Below are 18,097 nucleotides of genomic sequence, written 5' to 3'. Positions count from 1 at the left end.
GGCGTCAGTTCGTGAAGACGTCGACGTACGCGTCGACGATCTTCTCCGCGGAGCGGGGGCCGCCGAACGTCCAGATGTGCTCCGGGAACGCGTGTGCGCGGTCCTCGCTGACGGCGGGCAGGCCGGCCCAGACGTCGTTCTTGGTCAGCTCGGCGGTCCAGTCGTCCGTGCCCTCCTTGGTGCCGGTGTAGAGCAGGGTCGCGTCGCCGACGTCGGTCATGCCCTCGATGTCGGACTGGCCCAGGCCGTAGGCGGGGTCGACCTCGCCGGTCCACGCGTTGGTGAGGCCGAGCTCCTCGCCCAGCTCGCCGACCAGCGAGCCCTGGCCGAACGGGCGGATCGAGACGTTGCCGCCGTCGACCCAGCCGTCGAAGTACACGAAGTCCGTGCTCTCCGGGGCGGCCTCGGCGACCTGTGCCTTGGCGTCGGCCAGGTGCTGCTGGAACTCGTCGGTCACGACGGCGGCGCGCTCGGTGCGTCCGGTGGCCTCGGCGATGATGCCGAAGGTGTCGAGCATGGTCCCGATCGGGTCGGCGGCGTCGGCGCCCTTCGTGGCCAGCACCGGCACGTCGTAGGCCTCGAGCTTGGCGATGATCTCGTCGTCGGGCGTGTAGGCCTCGATGATGACCAGGTCGGGGTCGGCGGCGTACAGGGCGTCGAGGTTGGGCTCGCCGCGCGTGCCGACGTCGGTCACGCCCTCGGGCAGCTCCTCCGCGTCGTTCCAGGTGGCGTAGCCCTTGACGTCGGCCACGGCGACCGGGTCGACGCACAGGCTGAGCACGTCCTCGACCTGCTGCCACTCCAGGACGGCGACGCGCTCGGCGGGCTTGTCGAGCTCGACCGTGCGGTCGAACGAGTCGGTCAGCGTGACGGGGTCGGTCGACGTGGTCACGTCGGCGCAGTCGCCCGAGGCGGCCTCGGTGGGCGCGGACGACGCGGCCGCCCCGGGGTCGGTGGTGCCGCAGGCGGACAGCGCGAGCGGCAGGATCAGGGCGGCGCCCACCAGGGTCGCCTTCTTGCGCAGGGTCATGGGGTCTCCTCGAGCTTCGTGACACGTCGTGTCGGTGCAGTGCCGGGTGCGGCGGGTGGTGCGGGCGCCGACGGCGTCCTACGGGTCTGGGGTCTACGGGTGGTGCTGGGTGGTGCTGCGAGATCGGGGGTTCAGCGGGTGCGACCGTGGTGCCGCCCGCGCGGGTGCACGCGGACGCGGCCGGTCCCGGGGTCGGTGGTGACGTCGATCGGCAGGCCGTAGGCGAGCGAGAGGTGCTCGGCCGTGAGCACCTGCGCGGGCGGTCCGGCCGCCAGGACACGGCCCTGGTGCAGCAGGACGACGGCGTCGGCGACCGACGCGGCATGGTCCAGGTCGTGCAGCACGATGCCGACCGCCGTGCCGTGCTCCTCGGCGAGGTCGCGCACCAGGTCGAGCGTCTCGACCTGGTAGCGCAGGTCGAGGTGGTTGGTGGGCTCGTCCAGCAGCACCACGCCGGTCTCCTGCGCCAGGCAGGTGGCCAGCCAGACGCGCTGCACCTCGCCGCCGGAGAGCTGGTCGACGCCGCGGCGGGCCATGCCGGCCACGCCGGTGATGTCCATCGCGCGGTCGATCGCGGCGTGGTCGGCGTCGGTCAGCGGCGCGAACCGCCGGCGGTGCGGGTGGCGGCCGAACGCGACGACGTCGCGCACCTCCAGCCCGGCCGGGTGCGGGCGGGACTGGGCGAGCAGCGTGACGCGCCGGGCGAAGTCCCGCGCCGACAGCGGCGCGACGTCGACGGCGTCGTCGGCCGTGGCGCCGAGTCTGACGGTCCCCTGCTGCACCGGGTGCAACCGCGCCAGCGAGCGCAGCACGGTGGACTTGCCGGACCCGTTGGGGCCGACGAGCGCGGTCACGGCACCGGGCGGCAGGTGGACGGCGACGCCGTGCACCACGGTGGTGCGCTGGTAGCCGAGCACGAGGTCGTCACCACGGAGAGCGGTAGGGGCGGTCACGGGAGGTAAGCCTAACCTTATGTCCGGGGTGCCCCCCACGCCCGTCTCATTCCTCACCCGCTGCCCGCCCGCCGACGCGTGTCGATGTCGGACTGTCCACGTACCCTGGTCGGCGATGAGCACAGCCACCGTGGAGGGAGCGTACGAAGGTGCGCTCCGAGCGTTCAAGAACCCGATGCTGGACCTGCTCCACGGGACGTACGCGCCGTTCGTCGTGACCATGCTGGCGCTGGTCTTCACGGCGCAGCGGCCCCAGGTACCGGTGGCCGACGCGCACGCGGAGATCGACGCCGCCCTGGACCGCCTGCGGGCCGCCGGGTACGGCGAGGAGGGCAACGCGCCGCTCCCCGTCGGCAGCTCGCGCGACCTGTGCCGCGGCTGGGTGCGCTCGGGCTGGCTCAAGCGGCACGTGCAGGACGGCGTCGAGGTCTACCAGGTCTCCGCGCACGGCGTCGGCGCCCTCGAGGTCGCGGGCCGGGTCGGCGGCGCGCGCACGCGGGTCTCCGAGTCCCGGGTGCGCACCCTGCTCGACGCCGTCGAGGAGCTCGCGCAGGACGCCGACCCGGACGTGCTGTCCCGGATCGCCCGGCTCGACGCCGAGATCCGGGAGCGCACCGCCGAGGTCGAGCGGCTGGAGCGCACGGGCGCCGTCGAGCCGGTGGGCGACGACCAGCTGCTGGAGGAGGCGGAGAACGTGCTGCACCTCGCGCGCGAGCTGCCGGCCGACTTCGCCCGCGTGGTCGAGTCGATCAAGCAGGTCCAGCGCGACGTCGTCACCGACCTGCGGCAGGACGTGCGTCCCACGGGCGAGGTGCTCCGCGAGTACCTCGCGCGCGGCAAGGACATCATGGAGTCCACGCGGGAGGGGCGTGCCTTCGCCGGAGCGCTCGCCCTGATCGGCCGGGCCGAGCACATCGACCAGCTCGCCGGGAACCTCCGCGTGATCCTGGGCCACCCGTTCGCGGAGCAGCTTCCCGCGCCCCAGCGGCGCGAGCTGCACGAGATCGCGCGGCGCATCGAGCAGGGCGTGCGCGAGGTGCTGCACGCGCAGCAGCAGGCCTCGCACGTCATCACCACCCAGATCCGCAACCACGACCCGCTCCGGGACCGGGAGGTGGACGGGCTGCTGCGCGACGTGATGTCGGGGTTCCAGCAGTGGATGCCCACCTCGCGGCACAAGCAGGCGGTCGAGCCGATGCGGCGCCTGCCCGTGGCCGACGTCGGGCACCTGCGGCAGAAGGCGGACGGCCTGCGCCTGCCCGCTCCCCCGACGCCGCTGGAGGCGTGGGAGATGGGCGTGGTGCCGGACGACGACTCGCGGGCCTGGGGCGGTCCGCACTACGCGGACCTGGAGAAGCACCTGGCCGCGCTGCCCCGCGAGGACGGGGCCGTGGACGTCGCGACGGCGTTCCGGTCCGCGCCCGAGCGGCTGCGGCGGCCGGTCGACCTGCTGGGCCTGCTGGAGATCGCGCACCGGCACGGCATGGTCGAGACGGACGAGGTGGTGACCGTCGAGGCGGTCCGGCCGGACGGGACACGGCGGCGGTTCGCATTCGGTGGTGTGGCGATGAGGGACGAGCACGAGGGCGGGACGGCGGATGAGTGAGACGGTGACGGACGAGGCGGGGACCGAGGACGCGGGCTTCATCGAGCCCGCCCCGATGGAGGACGACCAGACCGAGCTGTTCGCGGGCGACCGCGGGCTGCTGGACCCGGAGGTCCGGCGCGTGCTGGTCCGGCTGCTGCAGCGGCGGTTCCTGACGGCGGAGAAGAACCGCGCGCAGTGGAGGACGCTCCTGGAGCACCAGTCGGTGATCGAGTCGCGCCTGCACGACCTGTTCGTGCGCCTCGTCGTCGACCACGACCGCGGGATCGCCTACAAGCAGCAGGTCCGCTCGGGCGAGGTCGACGTGCCGATCCTGCTGCGCGACGACCCGTACAACCGCGTCGAGACGCTGGTGCTGGTGCACCTGCGCACCGTCTACCAGCACGAGGCGAGCTCGGGCGAGACCTCCGCGCGGATCGACCTGGAGGACATCGAGCAGGGCGTGCTCACGTTCTTCGACCTGGACGACAACAACCTCGTGCGCCCGCAGCGCGAGATCCGCGACGCTGTGGGCCGCCTGGCGTCCGAGGGCCTGATCGACGAGGAGTCGACGGGCCGGTACCGCATCACGCCGCTGGTGGAGGTCGTGCTCGACAACAACCGGCTCGCGGAGCTCACCCGCTGGCTCGCCGGGAACAAGGAGGACAGGTCGTGAGCATGATCGAGACGCTGTGGGGGCTGGTCCCGGCGCGTTCGACGGGCCAGCAGTGGGTGGCCCAGACGCTGCAGCTCGTCAACTGGGGCGGCTACCACGGTCACCACCACGTGCGGTTCTCCCCGGGGGCCACGCTGTTCAGCGGCGGCTCGGGGTCGGGCAAGTCCACGCTCATGGACTCCTACATCGCGCTGATCATGCCGCACACCACGCCGTTCAACGGCGCGTCCAACGGCGGCGTGACCGGCAAGCCGCGCGGCAAGGAGCAGCGCAACATCCTGTCCTACGCGCGCGGCAAGCTCGACGAGAAGCGGGTCGACGGCGAGACCCGGGTCCGGGTGCTGCGCGGCGAGAGGGAGGACACCTGGTCGGCGATCGCGATGACGTGGGTCGACCAGGGCGGGGCCACCTTCACCGCCGTCCGCGCCTGGTACGTGCCGTCGTCGGCCCGGACGCTGGAGAACGTCACGGCGGTGCGCGGCACCTGCGACGGGCCGTTCGACCTGAGCGGCCTGGAGGACGCGGCCCGGCACCGGTTCGACCGCCGGGCCGTGACGCGCACGGGGCTGACCTGCTTCGAGACCGACCGGGACTACACGGCGCGGCTGCACACCGCGCTCGGCATCGGCGCGAGCGGCGACGGGCACAAGGCCGTGGGCCTGCTCGGCCGCATCCAGGCCGGGCAGCAGATCACCACGGTCGACGCCCTCTACAAGACGATGGTCCTGGAGGAGCCCTCGACGTTCGCCACGGCCGACGGCGCGGTGCAGCAGTTCGACGAGCTGTCCGCCACCCGCGACCGGATGGTCACCGCGCAGCAGCAGGTCCGCGCGCTCGGCCCCGTCCGCGAGCACCGCGCCGCGATCGACCAGGCCGTCGAGCGGCTGCGCATGATCGACGCCGTCGGACAGTTCTCGGACCCGGCGGCCCCCGCCGCGCTGTGGCTCGCGGGCCGGCGGCTGGACCTGCTGCGCGCGTCGGAGGCGGACCTCCAGCGGCGCCGCGCCCGCGCCCGGGACGAGGCGACCGAGCTCACCGTCCGGGTCTCGGCGGCCCGGCTGGAGCGCGACGCGGCCCGGGACCTCCTGGGCGCGGCCGGCGGCGACCGCCTGAGGAAGGCGCAGGACGAGGTGGACCGCCTGGAGGCGCGGATCGAACCGGTCGCCGCGGCGCGTGCCCGGTTCGACGCGCTGCTGACCGACGTCGGGGCCGAGGTGTCGGACGCCGCCGGGTTCGACGCCGTCGTCGAGCAGGCGCACCGGGCGCTGAACGACGCCGACGCGCGCGCGGCCGCCCGGCGGCGCTTCACCGAGGCGACCCTCGCCGAGCAGGCCGCGGCGAAGGAGCTGGAGAGCCTGCGGGCGGAGCTGCGGACCGTCAGCGCCCGCAAGGACAACATCCCCTCCGACCTGCACCGCGCCCGGGCCGCCCTCGCCGAGGCGGCGGGCCTGTCGCCGGACGAGCTGCCGTTCGTGGGCGAGCTGATCGAGGTGCGCACGGAGTTCGAGCCCTGGCGCCAGGCGTTCAACCTGGCGCTGGGCGGCTTCGCCACCGAGATGCTGATCGACGTCGCCCACCTCAAGGCGTTCCGCGCCGCGATCAACTCCGTGCCCACCGCGCGCCGGATCCGGTTCCGGGGCGTGCCCACCGGGCGGCGCGACGAGGCCGCCGTTCAGGACCGCACCCTCCCCGCGCGCCTGGACCACCGGCCGACGCCGTTCACCGGCTGGCTCAGGCAGGAGCTCGCCGACCGCTTCGCGTACGTCTGCATCGACTCGCCGGCGCAGTTCGCCCTGCACCGCAAGGCGGTGACGCTCACGGGCCAGACGTCCGACGGCGGGCGCGGCGCCCACGGCGGCCAGGGCGTGACGAACGTGCTCGGGTTCTCCAACGCCCGCCGCCTCAAGGAGCTGGAGGGCGCCGTCGCCGAGGCGGAGGCGGCGCACGCCGCCGCCGTCGGCGCACTGGAGGCCGCCACGGCGGGGCTCGACTCGTTCGAGAAGCAGCGCGGCGCCTACGAGAAGATCGCCGACCTGACGTGGGAGCAGGTCGACCTCGACGCCCTGCGGACCGAGCGGGGCCGCTGGACCGCGATCGTCGAGGAGGTCACGTCGGACAACCCGGAGATCGGGCGGCTGCGGAAGGAGCTCGGCGTCCTGGAGGACCGGGTCACCCGGCTGACCGAGGAGAGCGGCGTCGCCAAGAACCGGGCCGGCGAGCTGGAGGCGGCGTGGGAGCGGACGGCGGACGCCGTCGACACCGCGCAGCGCACGCTCGACACGGCCGAGGCCGACGGGACCCAGGTCGCCGCCGCGCACCGCGAGTACCTCCAGGAGCTGTTCGCGGGCGAGCAGGGCGCCGAGGGCTCCCCCGCCCAGGCCGTCGAACGCTTCGACGCCGCGCTGGACCGCGCCGCGGCACGGGTCCGGGACGACCAGGGCGAGGCGCAGGCCGCCGTCGGCCGGGGCCGCGCGGCCCTGCACGACATCTTCGAGACGTTCAAGGAACGGTGGCCCAACCCGAACCTCGGCGTCGACCCGGACACGTCCTACGACGACTACGAACGGTTCCTGACCGACCTGGAGAAGAACGGGCTGCACGAGCTGGAGTCGGAGTGGCGCGACAGCCTGCTCCGGCTGTCCGGCGCGGACCTGACCAAGCTCGACAGCGACATCTCGACCGCCGTGCGCGAGATCCGCGACCGCATCGACCCGGTCAACCGGATCCTCGACGGCCTCGACTTCTCCGACGAGCACCACAAGCTGCACATCGAGCTGCGCGACACCGCCTCGCCGGTGCGTTCCCGGTTCCGCGCCGACCTGCGCGCGGTGCGCGAGGCCATTGCCAACGCCCGGAGCGACACAGACCGGCAGCGCGCCTACACCCGCATGGCCAAGGTGGTCGACCGCGTGCGCCGCACCGCCCCTGAGTTCCACGACCTGATCGACGTGCGCAACCACGTGCGGATCAGCGCCGAGAAGCTCACCAAGGACGGCGCGCACGTCGCGGTCTACGACCACATCGGCGAGAAGTCCGGCGGCGAGTCCCAGGAGCTGGTCGCGTTCATCGTGGGCGCGGCCCTGCGCTACCAGCTCGGCGACGCCGGCGCGGAACGGCCGCGGTACGCGCCGGTCTTCCTCGACGAGGCGCTGATCAAGGCCGACGCCCACTTCACCGGCCGGGCGATCAACGCCTGGCGCGGGCTCGGGTTCCAGCTCGTCATCGGCGCGCCGAACGACAAGCACAGCGGCATCGAGCCGCACGTCGACGCGGGCTACGTGGTGCTCAAGGACACCAGCGGCAAGTCCTTCACCCAGCTCACGGTCGGGCTGCCGGACGAGGTGGGGCTGCCCGACGAGGCGCCGGGGTAGCCCGGCGCCTCGTCCGGGCGGACGGCCGTTCGGAGCGGACCGGCCGACCGGGGCCGGTCAGGCCAGGTCCAGCTCCGTGCGCGGGCCGAGGAACGTCGGCACGTCCGGGCCGCCGTCGGGCGCCGGCTCGAAGACCAGCTCCGTGAGCCACATCTGCCGGCCCGGCTCGGGTGCGTCGACCGCGCCGGGCGGCCAGGCGTGGTGGACGTACCAGGTGCGCCCGTCGCGCTCGACGACCATGCCGTGGCCCGGGCCTGCCGCCACCTCGTTCGAGACCATGATCGGGCCGTCCTGCGGCTTCACGTACGGTCCGGTGGCCCGGTCCGAGACGGCGTAGCCCACGCCGTACCGGTCCGAGTCGAACGCGTTGCCCGAGTAGAACAGGTAGTACCGGCCGCCGTGCGGCCAGACGTACGGGCCCTCCACGAGCGTGCCCTCCCACTCCTGGTCCTGCTTCAGGATCCTGCGGGGCTCGCCCTCCAGGCGCAGCCCGTCGTCGGACAGCCGCTGCACGTAGATCCACGTGTCGACGCCCACGTGGTTGCCGTCGTTCTTCCACAGCAGCCAGCGTGAGCCGTCGGCGTCGGTGAACGGCGAGGCGTCGATCGAGCCGCCCTCGGTGTCCTGGCACAGCAGCGGCCGGTCGGCGTCGTCCCGGAACGGGCCGTAGGGCTCGTCGGCCACGGCCACCCCGACGGCCTGCACGTCGGTGACCCGGTCGTGCGCCGTGTAGTACGCGACGTACCGCTCCCCCACGACCGCGACCTCGGGCGCCCAGTCCCGTCCCGGCGCGATCCACGACGCCCGCTCAGGCATGCCGTCCCCCACCAGCTCCCAGTGCACCAGGTCCGTGGACCGCAGCACCGGCAGCGTCTCGACCCGGTTCCTCGTCGCGTACGCCCAGTAGGTCCCGTCGACCTCCAGGACCGCGGGATCGGGAAAGTTGGAGCCGTACACAGGGTTCGTCGCCATCGTCTGTCCTGCCCTCTCGCTCGACACGCGGGTCATACGCGGACCCGTCGACAGCGCACCAGGCTAGGAAAGATGTCCGGGCCGCGCCGGGGTGTCCACGGCGTCCCGCTCGCGCCGCCGTGTCGCGCCGCGCCGGGGCAGATATTGTTGCTCAGGGCAACTCGGCGAGATGATCGAACCTCTGCAACGATCGATCTCGGCCGCAGGGTGTGGAGGCGGCCGATGGTTGGCTGGATCTGCCCGAGGGGAAGTTCGTATGACCAAGCACGGGATCGTCAGGACGATGTTCGGCGCCGCGGGGGTCGCCGCACTGCTCGTCACCACGGGATGTTCGGCGAGCTCCGCCGACGACGAGGCGGCGTCGGGCCCGGCGTGCGCGTCCGCCTCGTCGACGAGCTCGACGCCGTCCGCGTCGGCGGGATCGCCCTCGGGTGAGGCGCCGGACGAGACGTCGGAGCCCGGCGCGACGGAGAGCGCGACGGACGGAACGGGATCGACGGACGACGCCGGCGCCACCGAGGGCCGCTGCCAGACGCCGGAGCTCGCGGGCAGCCTCGTCCCCGTGGAGGGCGGCGCCGGAGCCGGGCACTACGAGATCGAGGTCGTGCTGAAGAACGAGGCGCCGGACGAGTGCTGGCTGCAGGGCTGGCCGGGCGTGTCCTTCGTGGGCGACGGCGACGGCACCCAGATCGGCGAGGCCGCGACGTTCGACCGGTCGAGCCCGCACGAGACGGTGACGCTCGCGTGGGCGGCTCGGCACACGCCGTCGTCCGGGTCTCGAACGCCGAGAACTACGGGGACGAGTGCGGGCAGACGCCCGCCGACGGGCTGCGGATCTACCCGCCGGGCGAGAAGCGCTCCCTGTTCGTCCGGAACGACCAGCTCACGCTCACGGCGTGCGCCGACTCGGACGAGTCGCTGCTCCAGGTCCAGGCCCTCCAGCCGGCGAGCTAGGACCGGCCAGCAGGGGCAGGTCCGCGAGGGCTACCGGCCCGCGCGCCCGCCGCCCGCCAGGGGGAGGTTCTTGCGGGAGCTGACCGCGACGATCAGCAGGCACAGCGCCGCGGCGGCCGCCCCGAAGCCGAACATCTGGCCGTACGACCAGGTCGTGTGCAGCCACGCGAGCACCATCGGGGCGAAGAACCCGAGGTAGGTCAGCGAGTAGAAGACGGCGGTCAGGCCGGCGAGCTGACCCGGCCCGGCGATGCGCGCGACCTCGCTGAGCCCCGCGACGAGGCCCAGCCCGTAGCCGGTGCCCAGCACCACGGCCGCGAGCACGCCGAGCGGCAGCGACGGCGAGATCGCCGCCCACGCCGCGAGCGCCATCCCGACGGCGACGATGCTCAGCGCGACGACCGACGCGCGGGCCGACGCCGGGGTGTCGATCCGCCGGGCCACGGCCTGCATGCCGATGCCGCAGCCGAGCGAGAGCACCGTCATCCCGCCGGCGAACGCGATGGGGATCTCGCCCGCGTGGTCGGAGAGCAGGGCGGGCAGCACCGCGTACGCGCTGCCGCCGCAGCCGAAGACCCAGGGCGCGAGCGGCACGACGACCCGCAGGAAGCGCCGGTGCCCGACGGCGGTGATGCGCAGGTCGTCCCGCAGCGGCGCGCGGTCGTCGCGGTGCAACCCGGGGTTGGTCTCGGGCACGCGCAGCAGCCACCCGCCCGCGGCCAGGGCGCCGACGGCGTGCACGACGTAGGCCAGGTGCGTGGGCCAGGGCCCGAACTGGGCGAGCATGGCGGCCACGCCCGCGCCGAGCAGGAAGCCGATGGTGAGCGACAGGGAGCCTCGGCGCGGGCCGGCGGCGCGGTCGCCCGTGCGGGCGCTGAGCTCGGTGATCCAGGTGCTGCCGACTGCCATCACCAGCCCGAGCGCGACGCCGCACAGCACGCGGCCGGCGGCGAGCAGGAGCGGGCTGGTCGGGTCGAGGGCGAGCACGAGGGAGCCCAGTGCTCCCACGGGCGCGGCGGGCAGCAGGAGCGGACGACGGCCGTGCCGGTCTGACAGCGGCCCGCCGAGCAGCAGCGCCGGGACGATGCCGAACACGTATGCGGCCAGCAGCGCGTCGACCGTCACGTCGCCGAGGTGCCCCTGCTCGCGGTACATCACCAGCAGCGGGGTGAACTCGTTGCCGCCCCAGGCGATGGCCAGCAGCACGGCGGCGACGGGCCACCAGGTACGCGGTCCCACGGGGAGGTGTTCGGACGCAGGCGTGTCCCCGGGGAGCGAGTGTGGCATGACCACATCCTCCGTAATGGATGCCCGGGTGAACAACCTGAGGAGCTGTGAGGGTGCGCACAGGCGCCTCGGGGTGGCCGACGCAGCGGGGAGGGTTACGGAGAGGTAGCACTGCTAGCTCTCCGTAACCCTCCCCGCTGAGTGGGCTTCACCCCGCCTCGGGCGGGCTACTTGCTCCCGGCCGGGTCCACCGGGCTCGCGTTCGCGTCCGCGTCGGCCTCAGCGGCCTTGTCGACGTCGCCCGCCTCGGCGTCCTCGTCCGCGGGCTCGCGGCCCGGCGCGTAGACCGAGAGTTCCGGCTCCGGGTGGCGGCGGCCCTGCACCACGATGATGACGATGCCCAGCAGCACCGCGACACCCGACGTCCAGATGTTCGCCGGGACCCCCAGGGGCGCGTCGCTCGTGGGGTCGATCCGGATGGACTCGAGCCAGCTCCGGCCCAGGCCGTACCAGATGAGATAGAGACCGAACATGCGGCCCCAGCGCAGGCCGGCCCCGGGGGTGCCGCCGTCGGCCGCGAGAGCCTCGTTCCGGCGCACCACGCGCCGCTCGACGTACAGGAGCACCGCCACCCCGATGAGGTTCCAGATCATCTCGTACAGGAACAACGGGTGGAACAGCGTCCCCGCGGGCGTGCCGTCGGGGAACATCGGCGCGTCGGAACGGATCTCCAGGCCCCAGGGCAGCGTGGTCGGCAGGCCGAACAGCTCCTGGTTCACGTAGTTGCCGAGGCGGCCGATCGCCTGGGCCACCAGCAGGCCGGGCGCGAGGGCGTCGGCGAACGACCAGAAGCGCAGGCCGGAGATGCGGCACGCGATCAGGACGCCGACCGCGCCGCCGAGCAGCGAGCCGAACAGCGCGTTGCCGCCCTCCCAGATGCGCACCCAGGCCCAGGCGTCGACCTCGGGACCGGTGAAGTCGTCCAGGTGGGTGAGCACGTGGTAGATCCGCGCGCCGACGATGCCGATCGGCACCGCCCACATCGCGACGTCGACGGCGAGCCCGGGGGCGGCTCCGCGCGCGCGGAGCCGCCGGTCCGTGATCCACGCGGCGGCGACGATGCCCGCCAGGAGACACAGGGCGTAGGTGTGGATGGTGAGGGGGCCCAGGCTGAACTGGGACCACACCGGGTCAGGGCTGGGGATACTGGCCGGAAGCACGACCTGAAGGTACCGCGATCCGGCCCCGACGTGGGCATCGACCGGCGTGCCGCGCCTCGCGCCGCACCCCGAGCCGCATGCCGGGCCGGCGGCTCAGCGCTTGCGCTTCTCGCGCACCCGCACCGAGATCTCGATGGGCGTGCCCTCGAAACCGAACGTCTCGCGCAGGCGGCGCTCGATGAACCGGCGGTAGCCGGCCTCGATGAACCCCGTGGCGAAGATGACGAACCGCGGCGGACGCGTCGAGGCCTGCGTCGCGAACAGGATGCGCGACTGCTTGCCACCACGCAGCGGGTGCGGGTGCGCGGCCACGAGCTCACCGAGGAACGAGTTGAGCTTGCCCGTGGGCACCCGGCGGTCCCAGGACGCGAGCGACCGCTCGATCGCCGGCACCAGGCGCTCGCTGTGCCAGCCCGTGCGGGCCGACAGGTTGACGCGCGGCGCCCACTGGATCTGCACCAGCTCCTTCTCGATCTCGCGCTCGAGGTAGGGGCGGCGGTCCTCGTCCATGAGGTCCCACTTGTTGTACGCGATCACCAGCGCGCGACCGGAGTCCACGACCTGCTGGATCACGCGGATGTCCTGCTCGGTCAGCGGGGCGGACGCGTCCACCAGGACGACGCCGACCTCGGCCTTCTCGATGGCGGCAGCCGTGCGCAGCGACGCGTAGAAGTCGGCGCCCTTGGTCTGGTGCACACGACGGCGGATGCCGGCGGTGTCGACGAACCAGTACGGGATGCCGCGCAGCTCGATCAGCTCGTCGACCGGGTCCCGCGTGGTGCCGGCGACCTCGTCGACGACGACGCGCTCCGCGCCGGCGATCTTGTTCAGCAGCGACGACTTGCCGACGTTCGGCCGGCCGACGAGCGCCACGCGGCGCGGGCCCGAGGGCCGCAGCGTGCCGTGCGCCGACTTCGTGGGCAGGGCCTTGACCGCGGCGTCGAGCAGGTCGCCCGTGCCGCGACCGTGCAGGGCCGAGACCGGGTACGGCTCCCCCAGGCCCAGGGCCCAGAGGTAGGTCGCGTCCGCCTCGCCCGAGGCGCCGTCCACCTTGTTGGCGCACAGCACGACGGGCTTGCCGGAGCGGCGCAGCAGCTCCACGACCCGCTCGTCGGTCGCGGTGGCGCCCACGGCGGCGTCGACGACGAAGACGACGGCGTCGGCGAGGGAGATCGCAACCTCGGCCTGCTCCGCCACCTTGGACTCGATGCCGGCGACGTCGACCTCCCAGCCGCCCGTGTCCACGAGCATGAACCGGCGGCCGGCCCACTCGGCCGGGTAGGAGACGCGGTCGCGCGTCACACCCGGCTTGTCCTCCACGACCGCCTCGCGGCGGCCGAGGATGCGGTTCACCAGGGTCGACTTGCCGACGTTCGGCCGCCCGATGATCGCGAGCACCGGCAGGATCTGCTCGGCCTCGGACTCCTCGTCGGACCACTCGGAGTCCAGGAGCGCCTGGTCCTCCTCGTCGAGCTCGAACTCCTCGAGGCCGACGCGCAGGGCGCGCTCGCGCGCGACGTCGTCCTCGGTCTCGGTGAGGTCGAGGTCGGGTGCGACCGGGGCGGCAGCGTCCAGGGCAGCATCGTCTCGGGCCGCCGCGTCCAGGGCAGCCTCAGATGCAGAGGAGTCGTGGGTCATGCCCCCATTGTCGCAGGCCCCGCGCGCTCAGGCCGACCCGCGGGCATATGACCTGCGTCGCTCCTCAGGCGGAAGGCGCGACCTCGCGTCCCGTCACCTGGGTGACGACCGCCAGCACGGCGTCGACCGTCTGCTCGAAGTCGAGGTCGCTGGAGTCGACGGTCACGACGCCGTCCGCGGCGACGAGGAACTGCGTCACCTTCGCGTCGTCCTGGTCGCGGCGCAGCACCTGGTCCTTCGTGGCCTCGACGGCGCCGGCGTCGGCGGCGCCGTGCACCTCCAGGGAGCGGCGGCGCAGGCGCGCCTCCTCCGAGGCGGTGAGCAGCACGCGGACGTCGGCGTCGGGCGCCACGACCGTGGTGATGTCGCGGCCCTCGGCCACGATCCCCCGGCCGGCGGCCTGCACGGCCCGGGTCACGTCGGACTCCTGGTCGATGATCGCGCGCTGGAGCCGCTTGAGCTCGGCCCGCACGTCGAGGTTGGACGCCACCTTCGACACATTGGTCGTGACCTCGGTGCTGCGGATCGTCACGGCGACGTCCCGGCCGTCCAGCTCGACGCCCGGCGCGGCCGGGTCCAGCCCCATGACCAGCGGCATCGCCCGGACCGCGGTGGTGACCGACGCGGCGTCCGCCAGGTCCGCCGTCTCCATGCTCCACACCGTGGCCGCCCGGTACATGGCCCCCGTGTCGAGGTAGGCCAGGCCGAGCCGCGCGGCGACCGCCTTCGACACGCTCGACTTGCCGGAGCCCGACGGTCCGTCGATGGCGATCACTACAGGGCTGGTCACAGGTTCGCTCACTTCCGTTGAGTGCTGGGTATCTGCGCTTCGGAGTGCTCGTCAGCCACAAACAGCCAGCACTCAGCGGGAGAGGTTACAGGTCGACCGCGTTCATCAGGGTGCCGAGCTCCGTGCGGCCGAGCACGCGGGTGCGGCCGGCCTTCAGGTCGCCCAGCGGGATCGGGCCGATCCGGGTGCGCACCAGCCGCGTCACGGGGTGCCCGACGGCGTCGAACATCCGGCGCACGATCCGGTTGCGGCCCTCGTGCAGGACGACCTCCAGCATCGCGAAGCCGTCGATCTGCTGGAGCACGTGCACGGCGTCCATCTTGGCCGTGCCGTCCTCCAGCTCCACACCCTTCAGGAGCTCGCGGCCGATGCGCGGGTACACCTCGCCCTCGACCGTCACGAGGTACGTCTTGGCGATCTCGTACTTCGGGTGCGACAGGCGGTTGGCGAGCTCGCCGTCGTTCGTCAGGAGCAGCAGGCCCTCGCTGTCCGCGTCGAGCCGGCCCACGTGGAACAGGCGCTCCTCGCGGTTCCTGATCAGGTCCGCGACCGTCGGGCGGCCCTTGGGGTCGTCCATCGTGGACACCACGCCCAGGGGCTTGTTCAGCGCGATCGTCACCTTGGCCTGGTCGAGCTGGATGCGCAGCCCGTCCACGTGGATGACGGCGGTGGCGGGGTCCACCCGCACGCCCAGCTCGGTGACGAGCTGGCCGTCCACCTCGACGTGCCCGTTCGCGATCAGCTCCTCGGACGCGCGGCGCGAGCCCAGCCCCGCCTGCGCGAGCACCTTCTGCAGGCGCACACCGTCCTCGACGTGCACGTCCCGGGCCGGCTCCGTGGGCTTCGCGGGCCGACGGCGCGGCTGGTTCGCCTGCGCGCGGCTCTTCGCGGAGCTGCCCCCACGGAAGTTCTGGCCCTGCCGTCCACCCTGCTTGCCGGACTGGCCACCGGATCGGTTGCCGGACTGGCCGCCCGATCGGGCGGGACGGCGGGGCTGCTGCCCGTCACCGGACTCGCGGCGGCTCCCGCCGCGGCGTTCGTTGCTCATGATTCGTCTCTCGGTACGTCGGAAGATCTCGGAAAGGGGCGCGCGAAACCCGTCGTGCAGGCCTCGGGCAGGACTAGGAGTCCAGCCCGTCGAGGCCGTCGATCATGTCGAGATCCGGCAGGTGCGGCGCCAGCGGGGGCAGCTCGTCGAGCGACGAGAAGTCCATCCGCTCCAAGAAGTATCCCGTGGTTCCGAACAGAACCGCACCCGAGCTCGGGTCCTGACCGATCTCGGCGATCAGCCCGCGGGTCAGCAGGGTGCGCACGACGCCGTCGACGCTCACGCCGCGTACCGCACTCATCTGGCCGCGCGACACCGGCTGACGGTACGCGATCACGGCGAGCGTCTCCAGCGCGGCCTGGCTCAGCTTGGCCGACTGGCCGTCCAGCACGAAGCGCCCCACGGGGTCCGCGTGGGCGGTGGACGAGTAGATGCGCCACCCGTCCACCGTGCGGCGCAGCTCGAAACCGCGCGGGCGGGAGCCGAGGTGGCCCGCGTACTCGTCGGCCAGCTCGTGCAGGATGTCGTCGGTCTCGTCCTGCGTCAGGTTCAGCGCCGCCGCGATCCGGTCCGCGCCGATCGGAGCGTCGGCCACCATGAGCACGGCCTCGACCGCCGCGTGCGCGCCGCCCGGGAGCGTGTGCACGTCGACGACGGGCTGCTCCTCGGCCGCGGGTGGCGCGGGGGCCTCAGGGGCGGCGTCCGCCGGCGGGGCCTGTTCCTCGACCGTCATGCTGTCGCCTCCGTTCCGGGCTGTGCGGTGTCCATCTGGTCGTCCTCGTCGAACTCGCTCGGGCCCGCCTCCGGGTCGAGGTACTTCCCGCCGTCGTCGGGCCCGGCCGTCCACCGGACCGTCAGCTCGCCCAGCGGGCTGACCTGCTCGAACCCGACCAGCGCGTCGCGGAACAGCTCCAGCAGCGCCAGGAACCGGGCGACGGTCACGAGGCGCTCCGTACCGGCGGTGAGCGACCGGAACGTGACCGAGTGCTCCTCCCGCAGGCGCCGGACGATCACGCCGGCCTCCTCGCGCACGCTCACCGCGGAGCCGTGCAGGTGGGCCAGGCCCACCACGGGCGGCGGCTTGGGCGCGAGCACCTTCGCGGCCAGCTCCGCGAGCCGCTCCCCCGTCGTGTCCCAGACCAGCTCCGGCAGGATCGCGGCCAGGTGCGGCTCGAGCGGCGCCAGGCGAGGCACGCGGCGTCCGGACGACGCCATCTGCTCCGCGAGGACCTTCGAGACCTCCTTGTAGGCGCGGTACTGCAGCAGCCGCGCGAACAGCAGGTCGCGCGCCTCGAGCAGCTCCAGGTCCTCCGCGTCCTCGTCGACGACGCCGGGCAGCAGGCGCGCGGCCTTGAGGTCCAGCAGGGTCGCGGCGATGACCAGGAACTCGCTGGCCACGCCGAGGTCCCACGACTCGTGCACCTCGCCGCGCTCGGCGGCCTCGCGGGAGGCCCGCTCCGCCTCGCGGATGTGCGCGACGAACTCGTCGGTCACCACGGCGAGCGCCACCTCGGTGACGTCCATCTGGTGCTTCGCGATGAGCGACAGCAGCAGGTCGAACGGGCCCTCGAAGTTGTGCAGCCGCACCTGGAACATGCGGGACGACGACCGCTCGGCGGGCTGCTCCTCGGGCGCCGGTGCCTGCTCGGCCGTCAGCGCCCCGGGCTCCGCTTCCGGGGCGGCAGCGGCCTCCAGTACCTCGGGCACCACGTCCGGCAGCACCTCAGGCAGCGTCGCCACGGGCCACGAGCTCCCGGGCGAGCTGACGGTACGCGGCGGCACCCGGGTGACCCGGGGCGTACGCGGTGATGGGCTCGGCGGCGACCGTGGCGTCGGGGAACTTCACCGTGCGCCCGATGATCGAGTGCAGCAGCGTGTCGCCGAAGGCCTCGTGCACCCGGGCCACGACCTCCCGGGAGTGGAGGGTGCGCGAGTCGTACATGGTGGGGAGGATACCGTCGATCTCCAGGGCGGGGTTGAGCCGGTCCCGCACCTTCTCGATGGTCTCCACCAGCAGCGCGACGCCGCGCAGCGCGAAGAACTCGCACTCCAGCGGGATCAGCACGCCGTGCGCCGCCGTCAGGGCGTTGACGGTGAGCAGGCCGAGGCTCGGCTGGCAGTCGATGAGGATCACGTCGTAGTCGTCGATCACCGGACGCAGCGCACGCGCGAGCACCGACTCCCGGGCGACCTCGCCCACGAGCTGCACCTCCGCGGCCGACAGGTCGATGTTCGCCGGCAGCACGTCGAGGTTCTCGATGCCGGACGGGATCAGCACGTCCTGGACGTCCACGCCTCGCTCCATGAGCAGGTTGTAGATCGTCAGGTCGAGCTCGTGCGGGTTGACCCCGATGCCGACCGACGCGGCGCCCTGCGGGTCGAAGTCGACCAGCAGCACCTTGCGGCCGTACTCGGCCAGGCACGCGCCGAGGTTGATCGTGGTCGTGGTCTTGCCGACCCCGCCCTTCTGGTTGCACATCGCGATGATGCGCGCCGGGCCGTGACTCGCCAGGGGCGCCGGCACGGGCAGGTCGGGCATGACCCGCCCCACGACGTCGCGCACGATCTCCGAGTCCGTGGGTGCACCGCCGACGACCGTCTTGCCGAGAAGAATGTCGGTCATCGTGCTCGCT

General features: G+C 73.1%; 14 protein-coding genes and 1 pseudogene. 4 read left to right on the top strand and 11 right to left on the bottom strand.

Annotated features, from left to right (window positions below):
- Positions 1-4: 4 nt before the first annotated feature.
- Together AB0I29_RS04070 and AB0I29_RS04065 are read right to left on the bottom strand one after the other, a co-directional pair.
- Positions 5-1,030, bottom strand: a complete 1,026-nt coding sequence (locus tag AB0I29_RS04070; protein ID WP_357478316.1) for an iron-siderophore ABC transporter substrate-binding protein — start codon at positions 1,028-1,030, stop codon at positions 5-7.
- A gap of 131 nt (positions 1,031-1,161) precedes the next feature.
- The gene (locus AB0I29_RS04065) at positions 1,162-1,983 is read right to left on the bottom strand and encodes an ABC transporter ATP-binding protein (protein WP_357478314.1); all 822 of its coding nucleotides are present in this window, start codon (positions 1,981-1,983) and stop codon (positions 1,162-1,164) included.
- 115 nt (positions 1,984-2,098) lie between these two features.
- Here AB0I29_RS04065 and AB0I29_RS04060 point away from each other — a divergent pair, with 115 nt between their 5' ends.
- Genes AB0I29_RS04060 through AB0I29_RS04050 form a run of 3 tightly spaced genes read left to right on the top strand, consistent with a single transcriptional unit; the run spans position 2,099 to position 7,615 of the window.
- Positions 2,099-3,589: a DUF3375 domain-containing protein gene (locus AB0I29_RS04060; RefSeq protein WP_357478311.1), complete on the top strand. Its 1,491-nt coding sequence runs from the start codon at positions 2,099-2,101 to the stop codon at positions 3,587-3,589.
- Complete coding sequence (locus tag AB0I29_RS04055) at positions 3,582-4,244, top strand: DUF4194 domain-containing protein (RefSeq protein ID WP_285102272.1); 663 nt, start codon at positions 3,582-3,584, stop codon at positions 4,242-4,244. The genes AB0I29_RS04060 and AB0I29_RS04055 overlap by 8 nt, the downstream gene beginning before the upstream one ends.
- Positions 4,241-7,615, top strand: coding sequence for an SbcC/MukB-like Walker B domain-containing protein (locus AB0I29_RS04050; RefSeq protein WP_357478306.1), 3,375 nt, complete (start codon positions 4,241-4,243; stop codon positions 7,613-7,615). Before AB0I29_RS04055 ends, AB0I29_RS04050 begins: the two co-directional genes overlap by 4 nt.
- Before the next feature lie 57 nt (positions 7,616-7,672).
- Here AB0I29_RS04050 and AB0I29_RS04045 read toward each other — a convergent pair whose 3' ends face one another.
- On the bottom strand, positions 7,673-8,587 hold the full coding sequence (locus AB0I29_RS04045; RefSeq protein ID WP_357478303.1) for a glycoside hydrolase family 43 protein: 915 nt from the start codon (positions 8,585-8,587) through the stop codon (positions 7,673-7,675).
- A 562-nt stretch (positions 8,588-9,149) separates the two neighbouring features.
- Between AB0I29_RS04045 and AB0I29_RS04040 the strand changes: the two are divergent.
- Positions 9,150-9,541 (top strand): annotated as a pseudogene (locus tag AB0I29_RS04040) (DUF4232 domain-containing protein).
- A gap of 30 nt (positions 9,542-9,571) precedes the next feature.
- Here AB0I29_RS04040 and AB0I29_RS04035 read toward each other — a convergent pair.
- The 8 genes from AB0I29_RS04035 to AB0I29_RS04000 all read right to left on the bottom strand — a co-directional run bounded on the left by AB0I29_RS04035 (position 9,572) and on the right by AB0I29_RS04000 (position 18,087).
- Positions 9,572-10,828 (bottom strand): MFS transporter, encoded by a 1,257-nt coding sequence (locus AB0I29_RS04035; RefSeq protein WP_357478300.1) that lies wholly within the window; start codon positions 10,826-10,828, stop codon positions 9,572-9,574.
- 167 nt (positions 10,829-10,995) lie between these two features.
- The gene (gene lgt / locus AB0I29_RS04030) at positions 10,996-11,988 is read right to left on the bottom strand and encodes a prolipoprotein diacylglyceryl transferase (protein WP_285102279.1); all 993 of its coding nucleotides are present in this window, start codon (positions 11,986-11,988) and stop codon (positions 10,996-10,998) included.
- A gap of 93 nt (positions 11,989-12,081) precedes the next feature.
- On the bottom strand, positions 12,082-13,626 hold the full coding sequence (gene der, locus AB0I29_RS04025) for a ribosome biogenesis GTPase Der (protein ID WP_285102280.1): 1,545 nt from the start codon (positions 13,624-13,626) through the stop codon (positions 12,082-12,084).
- A 64-nt stretch (positions 13,627-13,690) separates the two neighbouring features.
- Positions 13,691-14,428, bottom strand: a complete 738-nt coding sequence (gene cmk / locus AB0I29_RS04020; RefSeq protein WP_285102281.1) for a (d)CMP kinase — start codon at positions 14,426-14,428, stop codon at positions 13,691-13,693.
- A 73-nt stretch (positions 14,429-14,501) separates the two neighbouring features.
- Positions 14,502-15,464, bottom strand: coding sequence for a pseudouridine synthase (locus AB0I29_RS04015; RefSeq protein WP_285102282.1), 963 nt, complete (start codon positions 15,462-15,464; stop codon positions 14,502-14,504).
- A gap of 73 nt (positions 15,465-15,537) precedes the next feature.
- Positions 15,538-16,197 carry an SMC-Scp complex subunit ScpB gene (locus AB0I29_RS04010; RefSeq protein ID WP_285102283.1) on the bottom strand — a complete coding sequence of 220 codons (660 nt, stop codon included), beginning with the start codon at positions 16,195-16,197 and terminating at the stop codon, positions 15,538-15,540.
- Positions 16,194-17,060 (bottom strand): ScpA family protein, encoded by an 867-nt coding sequence (locus AB0I29_RS04005; protein ID WP_357478976.1) that lies wholly within the window; start codon positions 17,058-17,060, stop codon positions 16,194-16,196. The genes AB0I29_RS04010 and AB0I29_RS04005 overlap by 4 nt, the downstream gene beginning before the upstream one ends.
- A gap of 127 nt (positions 17,061-17,187) precedes the next feature.
- The gene (locus tag AB0I29_RS04000) at positions 17,188-18,087 is read right to left on the bottom strand and encodes an AAA family ATPase (RefSeq protein WP_285102473.1); all 900 of its coding nucleotides are present in this window, start codon (positions 18,085-18,087) and stop codon (positions 17,188-17,190) included.
- Positions 18,088-18,097 lie beyond the last annotated feature (10 nt).

The sequence above is a fragment of the Promicromonospora sp. NPDC050262 genome, assembly GCF_040655935.1.
Classification (GTDB): Bacteria; Actinomycetota; Actinomycetes; order Actinomycetales; family Cellulomonadaceae; genus Promicromonospora.
This window is presented reverse-complemented; position numbering and strand designations above follow the sequence as displayed.

What these genes read in the sequence shown, in the direction of transcription:
- AB0I29_RS04070 (WP_357478316.1), bottom strand. Translation starts at nt 1,030, where the DNA reads ATGACCCTGCGCAAGAAGGCGACCCTGGTGGGCGCCGCCCTGATCCTG.
- AB0I29_RS04060 (WP_357478311.1), top strand. Translation starts at nt 2,099, where the DNA reads ATGAGCACAGCCACCGTGGAGGGAGCGTACGAAGGTGCGCTCCGAGCG.
- AB0I29_RS04055 (WP_285102272.1), top strand. Translation starts at nt 3,582, where the DNA reads ATGAGTGAGACGGTGACGGACGAGGCGGGGACCGAGGACGCGGGCTTC.
- AB0I29_RS04045 (WP_357478303.1), bottom strand. Translation starts at nt 8,587, where the DNA reads ATGGCGACGAACCCTGTGTACGGCTCCAACTTTCCCGATCCCGCGGTC.
- AB0I29_RS04035 (WP_357478300.1), bottom strand. Translation starts at nt 10,828, where the DNA reads ATGCCACACTCGCTCCCCGGGGACACGCCTGCGTCCGAACACCTCCCC.
- der (WP_285102280.1), bottom strand. Translation starts at nt 13,626, where the DNA reads ATGACCCACGACTCCTCTGCATCTGAGGCTGCCCTGGACGCGGCGGCC.
- AB0I29_RS04015 (WP_285102282.1), bottom strand. Translation starts at nt 15,464, where the DNA reads ATGAGCAACGAACGCCGCGGCGGGAGCCGCCGCGAGTCCGGTGACGGG.
- AB0I29_RS04010 (WP_285102283.1), bottom strand. Translation starts at nt 16,197, where the DNA reads ATGACGGTCGAGGAACAGGCCCCGCCGGCGGACGCCGCCCCTGAGGCC.
- AB0I29_RS04005 (WP_357478976.1), bottom strand. Translation starts at nt 17,060, where the DNA reads ATGTTCCAGGTGCGGCTGCACAACTTCGAGGGCCCGTTCGACCTGCTG.
- AB0I29_RS04000 (WP_285102473.1), bottom strand. Translation starts at nt 18,087, where the DNA reads ATGACCGACATTCTTCTCGGCAAGACGGTCGTCGGCGGTGCACCCACG.